The following is an 18,020-nucleotide window of genomic DNA, read 5'->3' on the forward strand; positions in this document are numbered from 1 at the left end:
CGCCACAATGCGTTGCTTAAAGGTCACGCATAGGGTTTGGACTTCGCCATCTCATCGAGGCTGCTGAAGCTCATGTTTCAGGCTGTCCGGCGCCGTTTCAGCAGAAGGCTGAGACGCCGGGGGCTTTGCATGCATGGCGATCATATCCAGTCGATGAACCGTGATATACCGGCTTCTGCCGCTTGGAGTGATGACTTGATGAAGCAGGATGCGGCACCGCCTGCGGCAGACAGCGATACGGTCTCGACCGTTACCGATCGCCGGGCGCTGTTTGCGCTGCCGGGTCTTGTCCTGGCCGGCGGCGCGTTGCTCTGCGCGACGCTGACGCTCTTCATTCTGCTGGGTGTGACGCCGATCGACCCGACGACCCGCGTCGTCATCACTTCGGTCGTGGTGAATTCCTTCTTCGTGCTTGCACTGATAGCGCTGATCGGACGCGAAGTTGCGCGGTTGCTCAAAGCGCGCACCCGCGGCCGCGCCGCCGCCCGTTTGCACATCCGGATCGTTGTCCTGTTCTCGATCGTCGCCATCACGCCGGCGATCCTGGTGGCGATCTTTGCAAGTATCACGCTGAATGCGGGGCTCGACCGCTGGTTCGCGCTGCGCACGCAATCCATCGTCAGTTCATCGCGCAATATCGGCCAAGCCTACATGATGGAGAACGCCAGCTATCTGCAGGGCCAGACCATCTCCATGGCCAACGACCTGGAACGCAACCGGGTGCTTTACAACCTCGACCGCACGGGCTTCGGGGAGTTGATGACGCGTCAGGCGCGGGGCCGCGGGCTGCTTGGCGCATTCCTGGTTGAAAGCGACGGCACTGTCATCGTTCAGGCGGACATCAAGACCGAGAAGCCGTTACCAGCGATCCCGCAGGATGCCCTGCAGAAAGCCGCCGCTGGCCAGCCGACGCTCATTCCGCCGGGCGTAACCAACCTTGTCGGCGCCATCATCAAACTCGAGCAGATTCCAAGCGCGTTCCTCTACACCGTGCGCGCCGTCGATCCGAAGGTCATGGGCGCAATGCGCATGATGGAGGAAAACGCGACGGAATACCGCTCGATGGAGGCGGGTCGCGTCTCGCTGCAGATCGCGTTCGCGGTTCTCTATATCGGTTTTGCCCTGATCGTGCTGCTTGCGGCGATCTGGACGGCTATTGCCGTTGCCGACCGGATTGTCCGCCCGATCCGCCTGCTAATCACCGCGGCCGACAGCGTGGCGTCCGGCAACATGGATATCGTCGTGCCGGTTCATGCGGTCGATGGCGACGTTGCAAACCTATCCCGCACGTTCAACAAGATGATTTCGGAAATCCGCACACAGCGTGACGAGATTCTGGAGGCGAAGGACGAGGTGGACGACCGCCGCCGCTTCATCGAGGCCGTGCTGTCGGGTGTCACCGCCGCAGTGATAGGCGTCGAGAACGACCGGCGGATCACCATCGTCAACAGTTCTGCCGAGACGCTGATGTCGCTGCCGGCACGCGAGATGCTCGGGAAGCAGCTGAATGAAATTGCTCCCGAAGTCGATCAGGTGCTCAGCGAAGCCGCATCGCGCTACCGCGGCGATTTCCGCAAGCAGATTGCCCTCGTGCGCGGCGGAACGGTGCGAACGCTGAGCGTGCAGGTCACGCGCGAGGAAGTTCGCGATACCAGCGATTCCTACGTGATCACCCTCGACGACATTACCGATCTCGTGATCGCGCAACGCTCGACGGCCTGGGGCGACGTGGCAAGGCGCATCGCCCATGAGATTAAAAACCCTCTGACGCCTATCCAGCTCTCCGCCGAGCGCATCCAGCGCCGTTACGGAAAGCAGATCAATCAGGAGGATCGCACGGTCTTTGATCAGTGTACCGATACGATCATCCGGCAGGTTGGCGATATCGGCCGCATGGTGGACGAGTTTTCGGCTTTTGCGCGCATGCCCAAGCCGACGAAGGAACAGACCGATCTGCGCAATATTCTCCGCGATGCCATCTTCCTGCGTGAGATGGGCAATACGCATGTGAGCTTCCTGCAGGAATTCGGCGACAAACCGCTGGAGGGCCAGTTCGACAGCCGCATGCTGGGCCAGGCATTCGGAAACCTGATCAAGAATGCGGTCGAATCCATCGAGGCTGTCCCGAGTGGCGAGCGCGATCAACGGAAGGTTCTCGTTAGGGCGTCGTTGGACGAGAGCCGCGACCGCTTCACGGTCGACGTCATCGACAACGGCCGGGGACTGCCGGTGGAAAATCGGCACAGCATCCTGGAGCCCTACATGACGATGCGGGACAAGGGCACTGGCCTCGGCCTCGCAATCGTCAAGAAGATCATTGAAGAGCATGGCGGGCAGTTGGAACTGCATGATGCGCCCGCCGATTTCGACCAGGGAAGGGGGGCCATGATCCGCGTGCATCTGCCGCGTCTCGAGCCGGTTCCCGCCGCCCCGGCGTCAAATGACAAGGAAAGTGTGTATGGCCTCTGATATTCTCGTCGTCGATGATGAGCATGATATTCGCGAGATCGTCTCCGGCATCCTCTCTGATGAAGGACACGAGACGCGTACCGCGCATGACAGCGACAGCGCGCTCGCCGCGATTTCTGATCGCGCGCCGCGCTTGATTTTCCTGGATATCTGGATGCAGGGCAGCAAGCTCGACGGTCTCTCATTGCTGGACGAGATTAAGACGCGCCATCCCGACATTCCGGTCGTCATGATTTCGGGCCACGGCAATATCGAAACGGCTGTTTCCGCCATCAAACGCGGCGCCTTCGATTTCATCGAAAAGCCCTTCAAGGCTGATCGCCTGATCCTGATTGCCGAACGCGCGCTGGAAAACTCAAAGCTGAAGCGGGAGGTATCCGAGCTGAAGCGGCGCGCAGGCGACGCCGTCGAACTGATCGGCACTTCCGTCGCGGTCTCGCAGCTTCGCCAGACGATCGAAAAGGTCGCGCCGACCAACAGCCGCATCATGATCTTCGGCGCATCTGGTTCCGGCAAGGAGCTGGTGGCGCGGATGATCCACAAAAAGTCGGCGCGCGCCAACGGGCCTTTCGTGGCCTTGAACGCTGCGAACATTACGCCGGACCGCATGGAAGTCGCCCTCTTCGGGACGGAAGGCTCCCCTGGCCAAGCGCGCAAGACCGGGGCGCTGGAAGAAGCCCACCGCGGCATACTCTATCTTGATGAAGTCGGCGAAATGCCGCGCGAGACGCAGAACAAGATCCTGCGCGTGCTTGTCGACCAGCAGTTCGAGCGCGTCGGCGGATCGAAGCGCGTGAAGGTGGATGTCCGTATCATCTCTTCGACGGCTTACAATCTGGAAAGCCGCATCGCCGAAGGCTGGTTCCGCGAGGACCTTTACCATCGCCTTGCGGTCGTCCCCGTTCGCGTACCGGCATTGGCCGAACGCCGGGAAGACATCCCGTTCCTTGTCGATCAGTTGATGCGTCAGATTTCCGAGCAGGCGGGCATCCGCCTGCGCCGCATCGGCGACGATGCAATGGCGGTGCTGCAGGCTCATGACTGGCCAGGCAACATCCGACAGCTGCGCAACAATATCGAACGGCTGATGATCCTTGCACGCTCGGATGGCCCGGATGCGCCGATTACAGCCGACATGCTGCCGACGGACCTCGGCGACATGCTGCCCAAGGTGTCTGCCAAGAACGACTACCACATCATGACGCTTCCGCTGCGCGAAGCCCGCGAGATGTTCGAGAAAGATTATCTCATCGCGCAGATCAACCGCTTCGGCGGCAATATCTCGCGCACCGCGGAATTCGTCGGGATGGAGCGCTCGGCGCTTCATCGTAAGCTGAAGTCGCTCGGCGTCTGATTGCTCCGGCGCAATTTTCTGCGCCGGTTTCCCATTTCATTGCCTTGGATGCAGGATTTCCATGCCGAGAATTTCCTATGTAAATGGCCGCTACGTGCCGCACGCCGATGCGATGGTACATATCGAAGACCGCGGCTACCAGTTCGCGGACGGGGTCTACGAGGTCTGCGAAATACGTCACGGCTACATCGTTGATATCACACGCCATCTCGACCGCTTGAACCGCTCGCTTGGCGAGTTGCGTATCACCTGGCCGATGAGCCGCCAGGCGATGATCCATGTGATTCGTGAAACCGCGCGCCGCAACAAGGTACGCAACGGCCTATTCTATCTGCAGGTGACGCGCGGCGTGGCGCGCCGCGACCATGTCTTTCCGGCTGAAGGCACCAAGCCTTCGCTGGTCATCACGGCCAAAAGCACCGATCCCGCGATCATCGCGAAGAAAAACGCAAACGGCATCAAGGCGATCACCGTTCCGGACAATCGCTGGGATCGGGTTGATATCAAGACGGTCGGTCTTCTTTCGAATGCCCTGGTCCGCCAGCAGGCGAAGGAAGCCGGCGCCCAGGAGGCCATCTATGTCGATGCCAACGGCTGCGTGAAAGAAGGTGCCGCGACGAATGTCTGGATGGTCGACGCCGACGGCACCTTGATCACGCGCCCTGCCGAACATGGTATTCTGCGCGGCATCACGCGCACGACGCTGATGGATGTCGCGGTGAAGCTCGACCTCAGGATCGCCGAGCGGAACTTCACCGTCGCCGAAATGCTGGCGGCACGCGAGGTCTTCATTACGGCCGCCACAAGCATTTGTTTTCCCGTCGTTTCCATCGACGGGCAGACAATTGCCAACGGTCATCCCGGCACGATCTCGCAGAATATTCGAGAAGCCTTTTTCGACGTTGCGGAAAAGATTGCGATTTGATACCAAGATTTGCTGGACGGAAGGGATGAGGGTTACCATCCGTCTTTCAGGAGAGGTTGATTAATATTCACCGGCCAGATCAAGCCGGCAATAAAGAAAGAAGCGGCGCGATGGCGGAACGTTCTCAGAATTTGCAGGACTTATTTCTCAATACTGTTCGCAAACAAAAGATTTCTCTCACAATTTTTCTCATTAACGGCGTAAAGCTCACGGGCGTTGTCACTTCTTTCGACAATTTCTGCGTTCTTCTTCGCCGTGACGGCCATTCGCAACTCGTGTATAAACACGCGATCTCAACGATCATGCCGGGTCAGCCCATGCAGATGTTCGAGAGCGAAGAAGCAGCGTCCTAACAAGGTCAGCAGTCATTTCGACACGCGATACCAGGAATGATTCCATCATCCCGGAGGCTCAGAGACTTCGGGATGATATGCGGGCAACCGTCGTCGTGCCTGTGCTCAAGCAGGCGCGGAGTAGGAGTGCGCCCATCGAAGGAGCTGCGACCCGCTCGCCGGAAAGCCGCCTTGAGGAAGCGAGCGGTCTCGCTGAGGCAATCGATCTGGATGTGGTCAACGGCGCGATCGTACCGATCTCCGACCCGCGTCCGGCTACGCTGCTCGGCACCGGCAAGATCGAGGACATCAAGGCGCAGCTCGATGAGCATGATTCCGGCCTGGTGATCGTCGATCACCCGCTGACGCCGGTGCAGCAGCGCAATCTCGAGAAGGAGTGGAATGCCAAGGTCATCGACCGCACGGGCCTGATTTTGGAAATCTTCGGCCGCCGCGCCTCCACGAAGGAAGGCACGCTGCAGGTCGATCTTGCGCATCTAAACTATCAGAAGGGCCGTCTGGTCCGCAGCTGGACCCACCTTGAACGCCAGCGCGGCGGCGGCGGCTTCATGGGCGGCCCGGGCGAAACGCAGATCGAAGCCGACCGCCGTCTGCTGCAGGATCGAATCATCAAGCTGGAGCGCGAGCTGGAGCAGGTCGTCCGCACCCGCCAGCTGCACCGAGCCAAGCGCAAGAAGGTGCCGCATCCGATCGTGGCACTGGTGGGCTACACCAACGCCGGCAAGTCGACGCTCTTCAACCGCATTACCGGCGCAGGCGTGCTCGCGGAGGACATGCTCTTCGCAACGCTCGACCCGACGCTTCGCCGCATGAAGCTGCCGCATGGCCGGACCGTCATCCTGTCCGACACCGTCGGCTTTATCTCCGACCTGCCGACGCATCTTGTCGCCGCCTTCCGCGCAACCCTTGAAGAGGTGCTGGAAGCCGATCTGATCCTCCACGTCCGCGATATGTCGGATGCGGACAATCAGGCGCAGAGCGCAGACGTGATGCGCATCCTGAAAGATCTCGGTATCGACGAGGCTGAAGGGGCACGACGCATCGTCGAAGTCTGGAACAAGATCGACCGTCTCGAACCGGAAACGCATGATGCGATGGTGCAGAAGGTTGCGGGCGCCGAAAACGTGGTCGCTGTTTCGGCCATCAGCGGCGAGGGCATCGATCACCTGATGCAGGAAATCAGCAAGCGCCTTTCCGGGGTGATGACCGCGACGACGATCAAGCTGCCTTTGGGCAAGCTGGCGCTGCTACCCTGGCTTTACGAACATTCGATCGTCGACGGCCGCGAAGACAATGAAGACGGCACGGTGACGCTCGACGTAAGGCTCGCTGAAAGCGAAGCCGCCGAATTGGAACGGCGCATGGGCGACGGCCCGAAGCCGCAGAAGGAAGACTGGGAATAGCGAGACGCCTGACCGCTTCTCAGCAAATTCGAGACCCGGCGTCCGTTGCGGATGAAAAGACGGTTCGGCACAGAAGCTGTCGCTGTTTGATGTCGCCTTGCCTCCTTCTCATCCCTGTGCCTGTCGCAGGGTTCCAGCGCTCAAGTCCTTGGGTGCAGGCAACTTTTCTCTCGTGGCATGTGAGTTATTCACCGCGCGGACGCGCGGTGGCTGGCTTCCTGTGAGGCGAGCATGGGATGGACGCTGGTGGCAAAGGGCAGTCATTCAGCGGATCCATACCGCAAAGGCGACCTGCGGGGAGGAGATCCTTCGAGGCCCTGCGGCTTCGCCTTCAGGCACCTATGCACAAGGCGGCAGATTGGACGAATGAGCGTCGACTTCTCGACGCTAGCCCCCCGCGACCGCCCGCTCGATCGCCTTGGCGGCCTGCCAGATTTCCTCCATGCGCTCCAGCGTTGCCGCCTCCAGCGTTTCGCCATCTGCTTCAAGTGTTTTCTCTATGTGATTGAATCGGCGCCTGAATTTCGTGTTCGTGCCGCGAAGCGCCTGCTCGGGATCGGCCTGTACATGCCGGCCGATATTGGCAATGGCGAAGATCAGGTCGCCGAGTTCATCGCTGACCTTCGCGTGATTGGCCTCCTTGAGTGCGGCACGAAGCTCGCCGATCTCTTCCTCGATCTTGTCGAGGATGGGCTCTGGCGCCGACCAGTCGAACCCGACCTTTGCGGCGCGTTCCTGCAGTTTCAGCGCTTCTGTGAGCGCGGGGAAGCTCCGCTGCACGGAGCCAAGAAAGCCTGCCCTGAAATCTTCGGAAACGCCGCGCCTTGCGCGCCTTTCGGCACGCTCGTGTTTCTCCGCCTGCTTGATCTCGTCCCACTGCTTTTTGACGAGTTCCGGCGTGTCGGCATCGGATCGCGCGAAGACATGCGGGTGGCGGCGGATCATCTTGCGCGTGATGGCTTCGACGACGTCCCCGAAGGTGAATTTTCCGGCTTCCTCGGCCATGCGGGCATGGAAGACGACCTGCAGCAGCAGGTCGCCAAGTTCCTCGCAAAGGTCGTCCATGTCGTTGCGTTCGATCGCATCGGAGACCTCGTAGGCTTCCTCGATCGTATAGGGCTTGATCGTTTCGAAGGTCTGGACGATGTCCCAGGGGCAGCCGGTTTGGGGATCGCGCAGTGCCGCCATGATCTCGATCAGGCGCGAAATATCTTTTGAAGCTTCCATGATATCTCAGTTCAAGGGGATGGCATTGGCGTCTTTGGACGCCTGATAGATGTCGGACAGCGCATCGTAGCGGGCCTTGATGCTGGCGGCCCGCGCTTTCAGACCGGTTTTCAGCGGTTCGTCCTCGGTTTCGATGAGATCGGCGATCGCCAGGCTGTTCCAGAATGCGTTGTGACGGCGGTATCCGCCCGGTTCGAGGCCGAAGACCTCCTTCAGAATCTTCAGATCATGCGGGATGGCAAAGCTGTCGCGCGAATCCTCATGGCTGAAGAAATAATAGAAATTATCGAAACCCGCCCAGGTGATCGCCGACATGCACATGCTGCAGGGCTCGTGCGTCGAGAGAAAAATGAGATCCTTGGTCGAGGGCTTATCGGACAACTCGTAAAAGCGCTTCAATGTGTGGACTTCGCCATGCCATAGCGGATTTTCCAATTCGTTGTTCGTTTCCGCGACGACCAGCGCCAGGTCGGACTTACGCAGGATTGCCGCGCCGAAGACCTTGTTGCCCTCGGAAACGCCGAGCTCCGTGATCGGCAGGATATGCTTCTCGATGACTTCGAGAAGACGGGCAGCAATCGTCTTTTCCGGCATGGTGTTCTCCTGTTTCGTGCAGTTTACCGGTTGCCGCCGGGAAGCGGAATGCATGATCCCGCCGAATTTGTGCATTTGTCACAAGCTTATGATGCGCTGCAGCAGCATTTTCAAACGACCGGGCGACTTTTCTCAAATCCTTGAGATGGCGAGCAAAAGAATACGCGCTCAGCGGGGCTTTCGAATTTCTGTTTCTTCAATCCGTTGACCGTAAAAGGCATAGTCGGCCAACTTCGAAGTGGAATGATAATGCCTTTTAGCAACGAACAGCTATCGGTGTTTCCCGCATTCTTCCGTGTGGAAGGGCGGATCGCCGCCGTTTTCGGCAATGGAGACGAGGCCTTCGCCAAGGTGCGCCTGCTGCTGAACACGCGCGCCCGCATTGTTGCTTATGCGGACCATCCCGAGGCGGATTATCATTCGTTCCTGATTTCCAATCGAATCGAAACGGTCCGTGTCGCTTTCTCGCCCGAGCAGGTGGATGGTGCGACGCTTGTTTTTGCTGCAACCGGTAATGCTGCCGAAGATCGCGCGGTCGTGGAAGCTGCCCGGGCGGTCAGAGTTCCGGCCAATGCAGTCGACCAGCCGGACTATTGCGATTTCTTCACGCCCGCCCTCGTCAATCGCGCGCCGGTCGCCGTTGCGATCGGCACGGAAGGTGCCGGCCCGGTGCTCGCGCAGATGATCCGTGCGCAGGTCGATCAGTTGCTTTCCCCGTCGCTCGGCCGCCTGGCCGATCTTGCGACGAGCTACCGCAAGACCGTCGAACATCTCGTTCCACGCGGCGTCGCCAGAAGGGTCTTCTGGCGCCGTTTCTTCTCTGGTCGCGTGGCGGACGCCGTTGCAAACGGCAATCTTCCCGAAGCGCGGCGTGCCGCAAATGGCCTCCTGCGCTCGGCGGAAAAGGTTGACGGTCGCGTCTGGCTCGTCGGTGCCGGTCCTGGAGCCGAAGATCTGTTGACGTTGCGCGCCCAGCGCGTGATGATGGAAGCCGACGTCATCGTTTTCGATGCGCTGGTGCCGCAGGCGATCGTCGATATGGGCCGCCGCGATGCCGAGCGCCTTTCGGTCGGCAAGCGCAAGGGTTGCCATTCGAAATCGCAGGAAGAGATCAACGATCTGCTTGTCCAGCTTGGGCGCCAGGGCAGGCGCGTCGTGCGCCTGAAATCCGGCGATCCGCTGGTCTATGGCCGGGCAGGGGAAGAGATGGCGGCGCTGCGAGCCGCGGGCATCGGCTACGAGGTCGTTCCGGGCATCACTTCCGCTTTCGCTGCCGCGGCCGATTTCGAGCTGCCGCTGACGCTGCGCGGCGTTGCCTCGTCGCTGGTCTTCACGACCGGGCATGATCTGACCGGCGACGTGCTGCCCGATTGGGCAAGCCTTGCCGTGTCCGGCGCGACGATCGCCGTCTATATGGGACGGACCGTCGCAGCTTCGGTCTCCGAGCGGCTGATGAGCGCTGGGCTTCCCGCCGAGACGACCGTTGCCGTCGTCGAGAATGCCAGCCGTGCGGACCGTCGCCTACTGCACGGCATTCTGCGCGATCTTCCCGACTTGCAGCATCGTGACGAGTTGACCGGGCCGGTCATGGTCATTATCGGCGATGCCGTCGCAGGCGCCAATTTCGAACTGTCCGAGCCACTGGTGCGCCATGAGGCGACCGCGCCGGAATTTGCAAGGAGCTGAACATGGTCGACAAGGTTCTGACCGCCAACAGGCTGACGGACGGCGTGGCGGTCTGGCTTAACGCCGGCGGCGAATGGGTAACCTCGCTGCAGGATGCGCTCATCGCCCGCCATGCCGAGGCCGTGACGGCTTTGGAAGAGATCGGCAAGAAATCCTATGCCGACAACAAGGTCGTTGACGTTGCCGTCATCGAAGTTCAGGAAACCAACGGAGTTCTATGGCCGCTCCGCCTCCGCGAGCGCATCCGCGCCCAAGGCCCGACCATGGAATATGCGCCGGGCTACAAGCCGGCCGATCCCGAATTCATTGCAGTCTGAGGAAGCTGATGTACCGTTACGACGAATTTGACCACGCCTTTGTCGCCGAGCGCGTCGAGCAGTTTCGCGACCAGGTCCAGCGCCGTCTGTCCGGTGAGCTTGCCGAGGATGCGTTCAAGCCGCTGCGCCTGATGAACGGCGTCTATTTGCAGCTCCATGCCTATATGCTGCGCATCGCCATCCCCTACGGCACGCTCTCCTCGCGCCAGATGCGCATGCTCGCCCATATCGCCCGCACCTACGACCGCGGCTACGGTCACTTCACGACCCGCCAGAACCTGCAGTTCAACTGGCCGAAGCTCTCCGACATGCCGGACGTGCTTGCCGAACTTGCGACGGTCGAGATGCATGCCATGCAGACCTCCGGCAACTGCATTCGCAATGTCACGGCGGATCATTTCGCCGGTGCCGCGGCGGACGAAGTCGCCGATCCTCGTCCTTATGCGGAAATCCTGCGCCAGTGGTCGTCCGTGCATCCGGAATTCTCCTTCCTGCCGCGCAAATTCAAGATCGCCGTCACGGGCGCCGAGCGCGACCGCGCGGCGATTCAGGTCCACGATATCGGCCTGCATCTGAAGAAGAACGACAAGGGTGAGATCGGCTTTGCCGTTTACGTCGGCGGCGGCCAGGGCCGCACGCCAATGGTCGCCAAGCTGATCCGCGACTTCCTGCCGGAAGAGGACCTGCTGTCCTACACGACCGCGATCATGCGCGTTTACAATCTGCACGGCCGCCGCGACAACAAGTACAAGGCGCGCATCAAGATCCTCGTGCACGAGACCGGTGCCGAAGAACTGGCGCGCCAGGTCGAGGTTGAGTTCGTGCAGCTCAAGGATACCGAGCTCAAGCTGCCGGAGAAGGACGTCCAGGCGATCGCCGCCTATTTCGCGCCGCCCGTGCTGCCGGAACGCGCCGAAGGCTGGGAGAACCTTGCCCGCTGGAAGAAGGCCGATCCGGCATTTGCTCGCTGGGTGCAGCAGAACGTAGCGCCCCACAAGAACCCCGATTACGGCATGGTGACGATCTCGCTGAAGCCGATCGGCGGCATCCCGGGTGATGCCTCTGACGCGCAGATGGATGCAGTTGCCGACATCGCCGAGGAATATGCCTTCGACGAAATTCGCGTGAGCCACGAACAGAACCTCATCCTGCCGCATGTGGCGCTGGGCGATCTGGAAGCCGTCTATCGCGGCCTGGTCGCGGCTGATCTCGAAACTGCCAATGCCGGCCTCATCACGGATATTATTGCCTGTCCGGGACTGGACTATTGCGCGCTCGCCAATGCGCGCTCCATTCCGGTTGCGCAGGAGATTTCCAAGCGATTTGGCGATCCGGCGCGTCAGGCGGAGATCGGCGAACTGAAGATCAAGATTTCAGGCTGCATCAACGCCTGCGGGCATCACCATGTCGGCCATATTGGCCTGCTCGGCGTCGAGAAGAAGGGTGCCGAACTCTATCAGATCACGCTTGGCGGCTCCGGCGACGAACACACCTCGATCGGCGAGATCGTCGGCCGCGGCTTCGAACCGGACAAGGTGACGGACGCAATCGAGACGATCGTCGATACCTATCTCGGCATCCGCCGGGACCCGTCTGAAACCTTCCTTGCAGCCTATCGCCGCGTCGGACCCCAGCCTTTCAAGGACGCGCTTTATGGCGCGGCCGCGGAAGCGGCATAAGGAGGGAATGATGACGAAGATTTGGAGAGAAACCGGTTTCGTCGCCAACGATCCCTGGGTGATCGAGAGTGATGAGGTGAAAGCGACCGAAGATCAGAAGCCTCTGCTCGGCCTCGATGAGTTGATCGCCACGGCCGGAGAGAGCAACGATGTCGGGCTTGGTGTGCTCATCAAGCCCGCCGACGACGTGCGCAAGCTCGAGCCTTACCTCGATCGCCTCGATATCGTCGCTGTTGCTTTTCCGGCATTCAGCGACGGCCGTGCCTTCAGCCATGCTTCGCTCCTGCGCGAGCGACTGGGTTATGCCAACGAATTGCGGGCGGTAGGCGATGTGCTAATCGACCAGATTCCGTTGATGCTGCGCGTCGGGATCGACAGCTTCGCCGTGACCAATGAAACGGCGCTCAAGCGCCTTTCCGAAAACCGGCTGCCCGGAATTCCCCATCATTATCAGCCGGCTGTGCGTGACGCGGACGTCGGCAAGGGCTATAGTTGGCGCCGTCAGGCGAAGCCGGCGGCATAATGCCGGCTCGCCGTCTCTGATGACGGAAGCGATGCAATGAAACATTTCGAAGTGGCGGTGATCGGTGGCGGTCTCGCCGGCATGGTGGCCGCGATCGCACTGGCCCGCGGCGGCCGCAGCGTGGCGCTGATTGCGCCTCCCGCCGCGACCGAAGACCGGCGCACGACGGCGCTGATGGATCAGTCGATCCGCTTCCTTGATCGCCTGGCGCTCTGGGAAAAGCTGAAGCCCGAGACCGCGCCGCTGAAAAGCATGCGCATCATCGACGGCACACATCGCCTGCTGCGTGCACCAACCACGACGTTCCGCTCCGTCGAAGTCGAGCTCGACGCCTTCGGCTACAACTTCCCGAACAAGGCTTTGACCGACGTGCTCGAGGCGGCGGTCGCCCTCGAAGGCAATATCACGCGCTTCACTGCTTTTGCTGACAGCATTGATATCGGCGAGAATGCCGTTTCGATTATGCTGGCGGGCGGCGAGATGCTGTCTGCAGATTTCGCTGCCGGCGCCGACGGTCGCAAATCGAAGCTTAGGGAAAAAGCCGGCATTGGCGCGCGCAACTGGTCCTATCCACAGTCGGCCATGGTGCTGAATTTCGGCCATTCGCTGCCGCACGAAAACACCTCGACGGAATTTCACACCGAATGCGGCCCCTTTACCCAGGTGCCCTTGCGCGGCAATCGCTCTAGCCTCGTCTGGGTACAGAATCCGTCGGATGCCGCCGCCGGCCTCGAATTGTCGCTTGCCGAATTGAGCAATGTCGTCGAAGAGCGGATGCAGTCGCTGCTCGGCAAGGTAAGCGTCGAGGAAGGCGTCCAGATTTGGCCGCTTTCGGGCATGATCGCGCACCGCTTCGGCAAGGGCCGGATGGCGCTGATCGGGGAAGCCGCGCACGTTTTCCCACCTATCGGAGCACAAGGCCTCAATCTCAGCTTGCGCGATATCATGGCGTTGACGGATATTCTCTGCGACCGGGCCGAACTGCCGATACCAGCCGATTCGGGCGATCGGTTTGACCGCAGGCGCCGCGCCGACATCATGACGCGAACGGTCAGTGTCGATTTGCTGAACCGCTCGCTTCTCTCGGGTTTCCTGCCGGTGCAGATGCTGCGCGCCGCGAGCCTCCACATCCTCTCGGCGTTTCCACCGCTACGCAGCGTCGTCATGCGCGAAGGCATCGAGCCGGGCCGCGGATTGCGGGATATTCCGACTGCCTTGCGGGAAAAATTCAGCCGGAAGAAAGGCTGATCTGATCGCGGTCGGTACGGCGGCTTAATCTTTGCAAGGCAAGCTATGATGTGCTGCCTTTAGCCAATCCGCATCAAGATCGGAAAGGTCTGCTGGAACCAGATGGCAGTATCGGTGACGAAACCGAAGATGAAGGCAAGCCCCGTGAGCACGAGGAAGCCTCCCATGATCTTTTCGATTGTGCCGAGATGGCGGCGGAAGCGCGCCAGAAAATTCATGAAGGCACCGGAAAAGCCGGCGGCGATCCAGAAGGGAATAGCGAGGCCGAGCGAATAGACGGCGAGAAGCCCCGCGCCGGAGCCGACGGTCTCGCGCGATGCCGCAACCCCCAAAATGGCGCCGAGCACCGGCCCGATGCAGGGCGTCCAGCCGAAGGCGAAGGCAAGTCCCATGATATAGGCGCCGGTCAGCGTCGCCGGCTTTCCGCCGCTCTGGAAACGGGCCTCGCGCGCGAAAAGCCCGATTCGGAAGACGCCGAGGAAGTTTAGCCCCATGAGGATGATGATGAGGCCGCCGATCTTTGCCAGAAGATCCAGATGCTGGCGCAGCAGCATTCCGATGCTGGAAGCGCCGGCGCCGAGCGCGACGAAGACCGTGGCGAACCCGAGCGTGAAGAACAGCGCCGAAAACAGCACTCCGCGGCGGACATCGGGCGCAACCGCAACAGCATTGCCGCCCCGGAACTGCTCGACCGATATGCCCGCCATGTAGCACAGATAGGGCGGAACGAGGGGAAGCACGCACGGGGAGAGAAAGGAGAGGGCACCCGCAAGCAGGGCGCTCAACAGGGAAATATCGGCAATCGACACGCATTCTCTCCGGCTGCAATCTGGCGGATGTTTAGCGCCGCAACCAACCGAATGCCAATCACCTTTTCGAGCCCCCGGCAAGAAATATGCCTAACGCGGCGAAAAAGGGAGATTTTTCGGTTGACCGCAATAGGTCGCCTGCATATGTTCCGCGCACTTCCGGCCGGGGCTGTTTTTGAGTTCAAGGCGTCAAGGGAGAGCGTAGCTCAGCTGGTAGAGCAACTGACTTTTAATCAGTAGGTCCCGGGTTCGAGCCCCGGCGCTCTCACCAAGGATTTCAATAACTTGGTGAGTATTCAAGCCTTTAGTGACTGCTCCAGTCGCCACGGCAAATGAGATAACTGTCTTGTGGCGCGTGCCCTGAGGCGTCGCCTCGTCCAACGAATCTGACCGTGTCGATTTAAGCAAAGTACCAATTTCCGCGCGTTTCACCTACTTTCCGGGCATCAACTCGAAACAAGGAGGTGCCGATGCCGCGAAACATTCGCGTGAAAGAAGCCGCGTTCCATCTTGGCCTATCGAAGTCAACGCTAGACAAGCTTCGCCATTTCGGGGGTGGGCCACGATATTACAAACTTGGCCGCGCCGTGATCTACGATACCGCGGATCTTGACGCATGGAAGGCTGAGCGAGCCCGCACTGAAACGTGGGTCGGCGCCAACGACAACGCGAGGGCGGCTAGGGCGGCCTAGCCTGGTCCTTTTCTGGACAATCGCGCCGGCAATACCGACAATACCCGCAGCTACATCATCATCAACCATTTGCCGACCGGCTGCTCGCCGGCGAAGGAGGATATCTTGCGCATTTCAGCAGCTGTCAAAGGCCCATCGCTGGCCGAAGTTCTTGCATTCACAATGATCGAAGATTCCGACGACGTTGCCCGTGTAGAGCGCGCCGCCGCCAATTGTATGTCGACTGTCCGCGGATGGGTCGGCTGGCGGGTGATCGCCGCAGAGATGGATGCGGATGAAGACGACCTTTGGCGCGTTAAGGTCTTTTGCGATCCGGCCGGTGGCGGTTACCGGGAAATGACAGTTTTCCAGTTCCTCGTCAGTCAAGACAACAAGCGACGTTCTCACCGATTTGAGTCCTTCCTGGCAGCATGCGGAATGAAGGCGATCGGCGACACCGACGAACTGGGCGGCAGGTACTTCTCGACGCGCAACAGCGTCCGATCTGCATCCGACTTTGGACCGCTCACGAACGCACTGGTCGGCTAATAAATGAAGATTCTCAACATTACACCCGCCGCCAGTCCTGGCGGTGGGGTGCGAACCCTCGCGCTATTCGATCTCGAGTTGAGCGCGGACGCGCGGCTTTATGGGCTGCGCTTGATGGAGACCCCTGACGGAAAGCGCTTCGCATATGCAGCCCAAGCTGGGAACCGGCGTTCCGCGACTTTCTCGCGATCACTCTCTGAAGCCATCACGGCAGCAGCATCGACCGAACTGGAGGCAGTAACCGCCAATGACCTTCACCGCCGCACAGCGTGAACCCGTCCATCTCAATCCAAGAGAAATTGCCGCGGCACTCGGCGGAACAGCTAGAGGCAATCAGATATCAGCTCCCGGTCCCGGTCACTCCAGGAAGGACCGGTCACTCCGCATCCTCCTCGATCCTTCGGCGCCGGAAGGTTTTGTAATCCACGCCCACGCCGGCGAGGATGCAATCGCTATGCGGGACTACGTGAGGGCCAAGGCTGGGCTCCTGGAATGGAAACCGAATGGCCAGGAACGGCCCGCTCCGGTATCGCACGTGCGCTTAGTGAAACCGGCCGAGCCACCAAGGCAGTTCAGCGATCAGTATCTGATCGCGCGCGGATATCACCACGTGGTGACGTACGACTATACGTCGGTTGATGGCGAGGTTCTGTTCGAGGTTCTTCGCTACGAGCACCCGAACGAAACAAAGACATTCATCCAGCGGCAACCTGACGGCAACGGCGGCTGGCATAGCGGCCGAGGCGATCCCGTTTTTTATCGGCTTCATGAGATCGCGGCGAATATGACTGATCCTGTCTTCGTGACCGAAGGTGAAAAGGATGCCGACCGGCTCGCCAGTCTCGGCTATCTGGCAACGACTGTGCCAAATGGCTCGTGGCCTGACGATCTGTCGGTGTTGTTCGGCCGCACGATCTATGTCTTGGCCGACAACGACTCAGCTGGCGATAAAAGGGCGTCGACTGCCATAAGCCGTCTCGAGGGTATCGCTACCGTTTATCGGATTGATCTGCCAGAACTGCCCGACAAGGGCGATGTAACCGACTGGCTCGACGCGGTGCAAACCACCGAGGAACTTGAAGCGATTTGTCGTGCCGCCGCACCAGTACCGGCAAACGACAACACGCCAGCAGTTCAGCCGTTATCTATCTTCGAATGGACGGTCGATCGCTTCGTCGGCGAGGCGCCGGCGGTCGAATATCTAGTAGACGGCGTGATCCCCCTTGGCATTCCTGGCATGGTTTCGGCTGCCGGCGACACCGGCAAATCATTCGCACTTCTCGAGCTTCATCGACAGGTGGCATTTGGTTCAAGCATCTACGCACCGCCTATCTTCGGCGGCAGAGTTGTGGGTGACTTCGCCTCATGGCCCGGCGCAAACCCGGACAATTGGACCCCGGTGAACTGCACCGTCGCTAAGGATACAGTTAACAAAGAAACCGGCGAATGGGCCGGTGAGATCACGTCTACATCGACAAGCCAGCCGCGCATGACGCAGGTCATCACCGGGGCTGCTGCTATAGCCCTTCGCGACAAGTATATCACTGTCGCGTCAAGGTTTCGGATCCCGGCTTCCAACACGGCGGGCGTCTATGGCCCTGACGTGGTGATGAGCAGCAACGGCGGCGGTGCTTACAATGCTTCAAGCCGTGGGTGGGCCATCACCTCCGGCAACGGACGAGACGGCTTCATCTGGGGCGCGACATCGCTTCTGATTGCGTCAAACATCACCGATATCGAGGTCAGGACACCCGGCTTCTACACGACGACCGGTCTGAAAGTCGTTGTTGACCGAATTATCGCAGTGGAAGGCCAACTTCCCTACGACAGGGCCTAACACCCACCACCCCTACCTCGCAGGGCATGCGGCAATGGGCAATTTTCATTGCAAACTGGATCACCGCGAATGGCTGGTGATACCCGAGGAGATCATTGCGAGAAGCCGCGCCCAAAGCGGCTTCCGCTTAACCTCTGGGAGGTTGAATTCGCGCCGCCCTTCAGTCGTCAATGACATGATGAAATAGTCACCGAAGTCATCTTTAACCCTGAGGTTAATCAGACCGCCGTGGGCCGCCTGCTCAATAAGCTTTCGCTCTTCGTCATCGACTGATGCCTCGCTGAGCGTGTATGTCCCATCCAAGGACTTGGCGGCTTCCCGGTGGATTTCGACGACGAGGTCGTAAAGCTGCGATGGCATCTGATGCTCTGCATTG

At 60.2% G+C, this 18,020-nt stretch carries 17 protein-coding genes and 1 tRNA gene; 14 read left to right on the plus strand and 4 right to left on the minus strand.

The features are described from left to right. Positions 1-198 precede the first annotated feature (198 nt). The 5 genes from ACW4PC_RS05240 (at position 199) to hflX (ending at position 6,504) form a co-directional block, all read left to right on the plus strand. Positions 199-2,469 carry an ATP-binding protein gene (locus ACW4PC_RS05240; protein WP_455873059.1) on the plus strand — a complete coding sequence of 757 codons (2,271 nt, stop codon included), beginning with the start codon at positions 199-201 and terminating at the stop codon, positions 2,467-2,469. Beyond that, positions 2,459-3,823 carry a nitrogen assimilation response regulator NtrX gene (ntrX, locus tag ACW4PC_RS05245; RefSeq protein ID WP_022715522.1) on the plus strand — a complete coding sequence of 455 codons (1,365 nt, stop codon included), beginning with the start codon at positions 2,459-2,461 and terminating at the stop codon, positions 3,821-3,823. Before ACW4PC_RS05240 ends, ntrX begins: the two co-directional genes overlap by 11 nt. Positions 3,824-3,884: 61 nt before the next feature. After that, a complete protein-coding gene (locus ACW4PC_RS05250; protein WP_455873060.1) occupies positions 3,885-4,748 on the plus strand; it encodes a D-amino-acid transaminase in 864 nt (287 codons plus the stop codon). A 110-nt stretch (positions 4,749-4,858) separates the two neighbouring features. Next, a complete protein-coding gene (hfq, locus tag ACW4PC_RS05255; protein WP_003539403.1) occupies positions 4,859-5,101 on the plus strand; it encodes an RNA chaperone Hfq in 243 nt (80 codons plus the stop codon). Positions 5,102-5,178: 77 nt separating this feature from the next. After that, positions 5,179-6,504: a GTPase HflX gene (hflX, locus tag ACW4PC_RS05260; RefSeq protein ID WP_455873061.1), complete on the plus strand. Its 1,326-nt coding sequence runs from the start codon at positions 5,179-5,181 to the stop codon at positions 6,502-6,504. Positions 6,505-6,891: 387 nt separating this feature from the next. Here hflX and mazG read toward each other — a convergent pair whose 3' ends face one another. Both mazG and ACW4PC_RS05270 read right to left on the minus strand, forming a co-directional pair. Beyond that, positions 6,892-7,731 carry a nucleoside triphosphate pyrophosphohydrolase gene (gene mazG, locus ACW4PC_RS05265; protein WP_455873062.1) on the minus strand — a complete coding sequence of 280 codons (840 nt, stop codon included), beginning with the start codon at positions 7,729-7,731 and terminating at the stop codon, positions 6,892-6,894. A 6-nt stretch (positions 7,732-7,737) separates the two neighbouring features. Next, positions 7,738-8,325: a nucleoside deaminase gene (locus ACW4PC_RS05270; protein ID WP_455873063.1), complete on the minus strand. Its 588-nt coding sequence runs from the start codon at positions 8,323-8,325 to the stop codon at positions 7,738-7,740. Between the two features lie 249 nt (positions 8,326-8,574). Here ACW4PC_RS05270 and cysG point away from each other — a divergent pair, with 249 nt between their 5' ends. Genes cysG through ACW4PC_RS05295 form a run of 5 tightly spaced genes read left to right on the plus strand, consistent with a single transcriptional unit; the run spans position 8,575 to position 13,778 of the window. Then, positions 8,575-10,011, plus strand: a complete 1,437-nt coding sequence (gene cysG, locus ACW4PC_RS05275) for a siroheme synthase CysG (protein WP_455873064.1) — start codon at positions 8,575-8,577, stop codon at positions 10,009-10,011. 2 nt (positions 10,012-10,013) lie between these two features. Further along, positions 10,014-10,328 (plus strand): DUF2849 domain-containing protein, encoded by a 315-nt coding sequence (locus ACW4PC_RS05280; protein ID WP_194729659.1) that lies wholly within the window; start codon positions 10,014-10,016, stop codon positions 10,326-10,328. 8 nt (positions 10,329-10,336) lie between these two features. Further along, on the plus strand, positions 10,337-12,007 hold the full coding sequence (locus ACW4PC_RS05285; protein ID WP_455873065.1) for a nitrite/sulfite reductase: 1,671 nt from the start codon (positions 10,337-10,339) through the stop codon (positions 12,005-12,007). A 10-nt stretch (positions 12,008-12,017) separates the two neighbouring features. Next, on the plus strand, positions 12,018-12,530 hold the full coding sequence (locus ACW4PC_RS05290; protein WP_133937790.1) for a DUF934 domain-containing protein: 513 nt from the start codon (positions 12,018-12,020) through the stop codon (positions 12,528-12,530). A 36-nt stretch (positions 12,531-12,566) separates the two neighbouring features. Further along, positions 12,567-13,778 carry a UbiH/UbiF family hydroxylase gene (locus ACW4PC_RS05295; protein WP_455873066.1) on the plus strand — a complete coding sequence of 404 codons (1,212 nt, stop codon included), beginning with the start codon at positions 12,567-12,569 and terminating at the stop codon, positions 13,776-13,778. Positions 13,779-13,837: 59 nt separating this feature from the next. Here the strand turns inward: ACW4PC_RS05295 and ACW4PC_RS05300 are convergent, their stop codons facing one another. Beyond that, a complete protein-coding gene (locus tag ACW4PC_RS05300) occupies positions 13,838-14,587 on the minus strand; it encodes a cytochrome c biogenesis CcdA family protein (protein WP_455873067.1) in 750 nt (249 codons plus the stop codon). 195 nt (positions 14,588-14,782) lie between these two features. On the opposite strand from ACW4PC_RS05300, the gene ACW4PC_RS05305 reads away from it, so the two are divergent. The 4 genes from ACW4PC_RS05305 to ACW4PC_RS05320 all read left to right on the plus strand — a co-directional run bounded on the left by ACW4PC_RS05305 (position 14,783) and on the right by ACW4PC_RS05320 (position 17,644). After that, positions 14,783-14,858: transfer RNA gene (locus ACW4PC_RS05305), tRNA-Lys, on the plus strand. A gap of 199 nt (positions 14,859-15,057) precedes the next feature. Then, positions 15,058-15,279: a helix-turn-helix transcriptional regulator gene (locus ACW4PC_RS05310; protein WP_455873068.1), complete on the plus strand. Its 222-nt coding sequence runs from the start codon at positions 15,058-15,060 to the stop codon at positions 15,277-15,279. Between the two features lie 105 nt (positions 15,280-15,384). After that, a complete protein-coding gene (locus tag ACW4PC_RS05315; protein WP_455873069.1) occupies positions 15,385-15,807 on the plus strand; it encodes a hypothetical protein in 423 nt (140 codons plus the stop codon). Between the two features lie 247 nt (positions 15,808-16,054). Further along, entirely contained in the window at positions 16,055-17,644 is a 1,590-nt protein-coding gene (locus tag ACW4PC_RS05320; protein ID WP_455873070.1) for an AAA family ATPase, read from the plus strand. Positions 17,645-17,704: 60 nt separating this feature from the next. Here the strand turns inward: ACW4PC_RS05320 and ACW4PC_RS05325 are convergent, their stop codons facing one another. Next, positions 17,705-18,004, minus strand: a complete 300-nt coding sequence (locus tag ACW4PC_RS05325) for a hypothetical protein (RefSeq protein WP_455873071.1) — start codon at positions 18,002-18,004, stop codon at positions 17,705-17,707. Positions 18,005-18,020: the final 16 nt, after the last annotated feature.

Source organism: Rhizobium yanglingense (assembly GCF_977109285.1).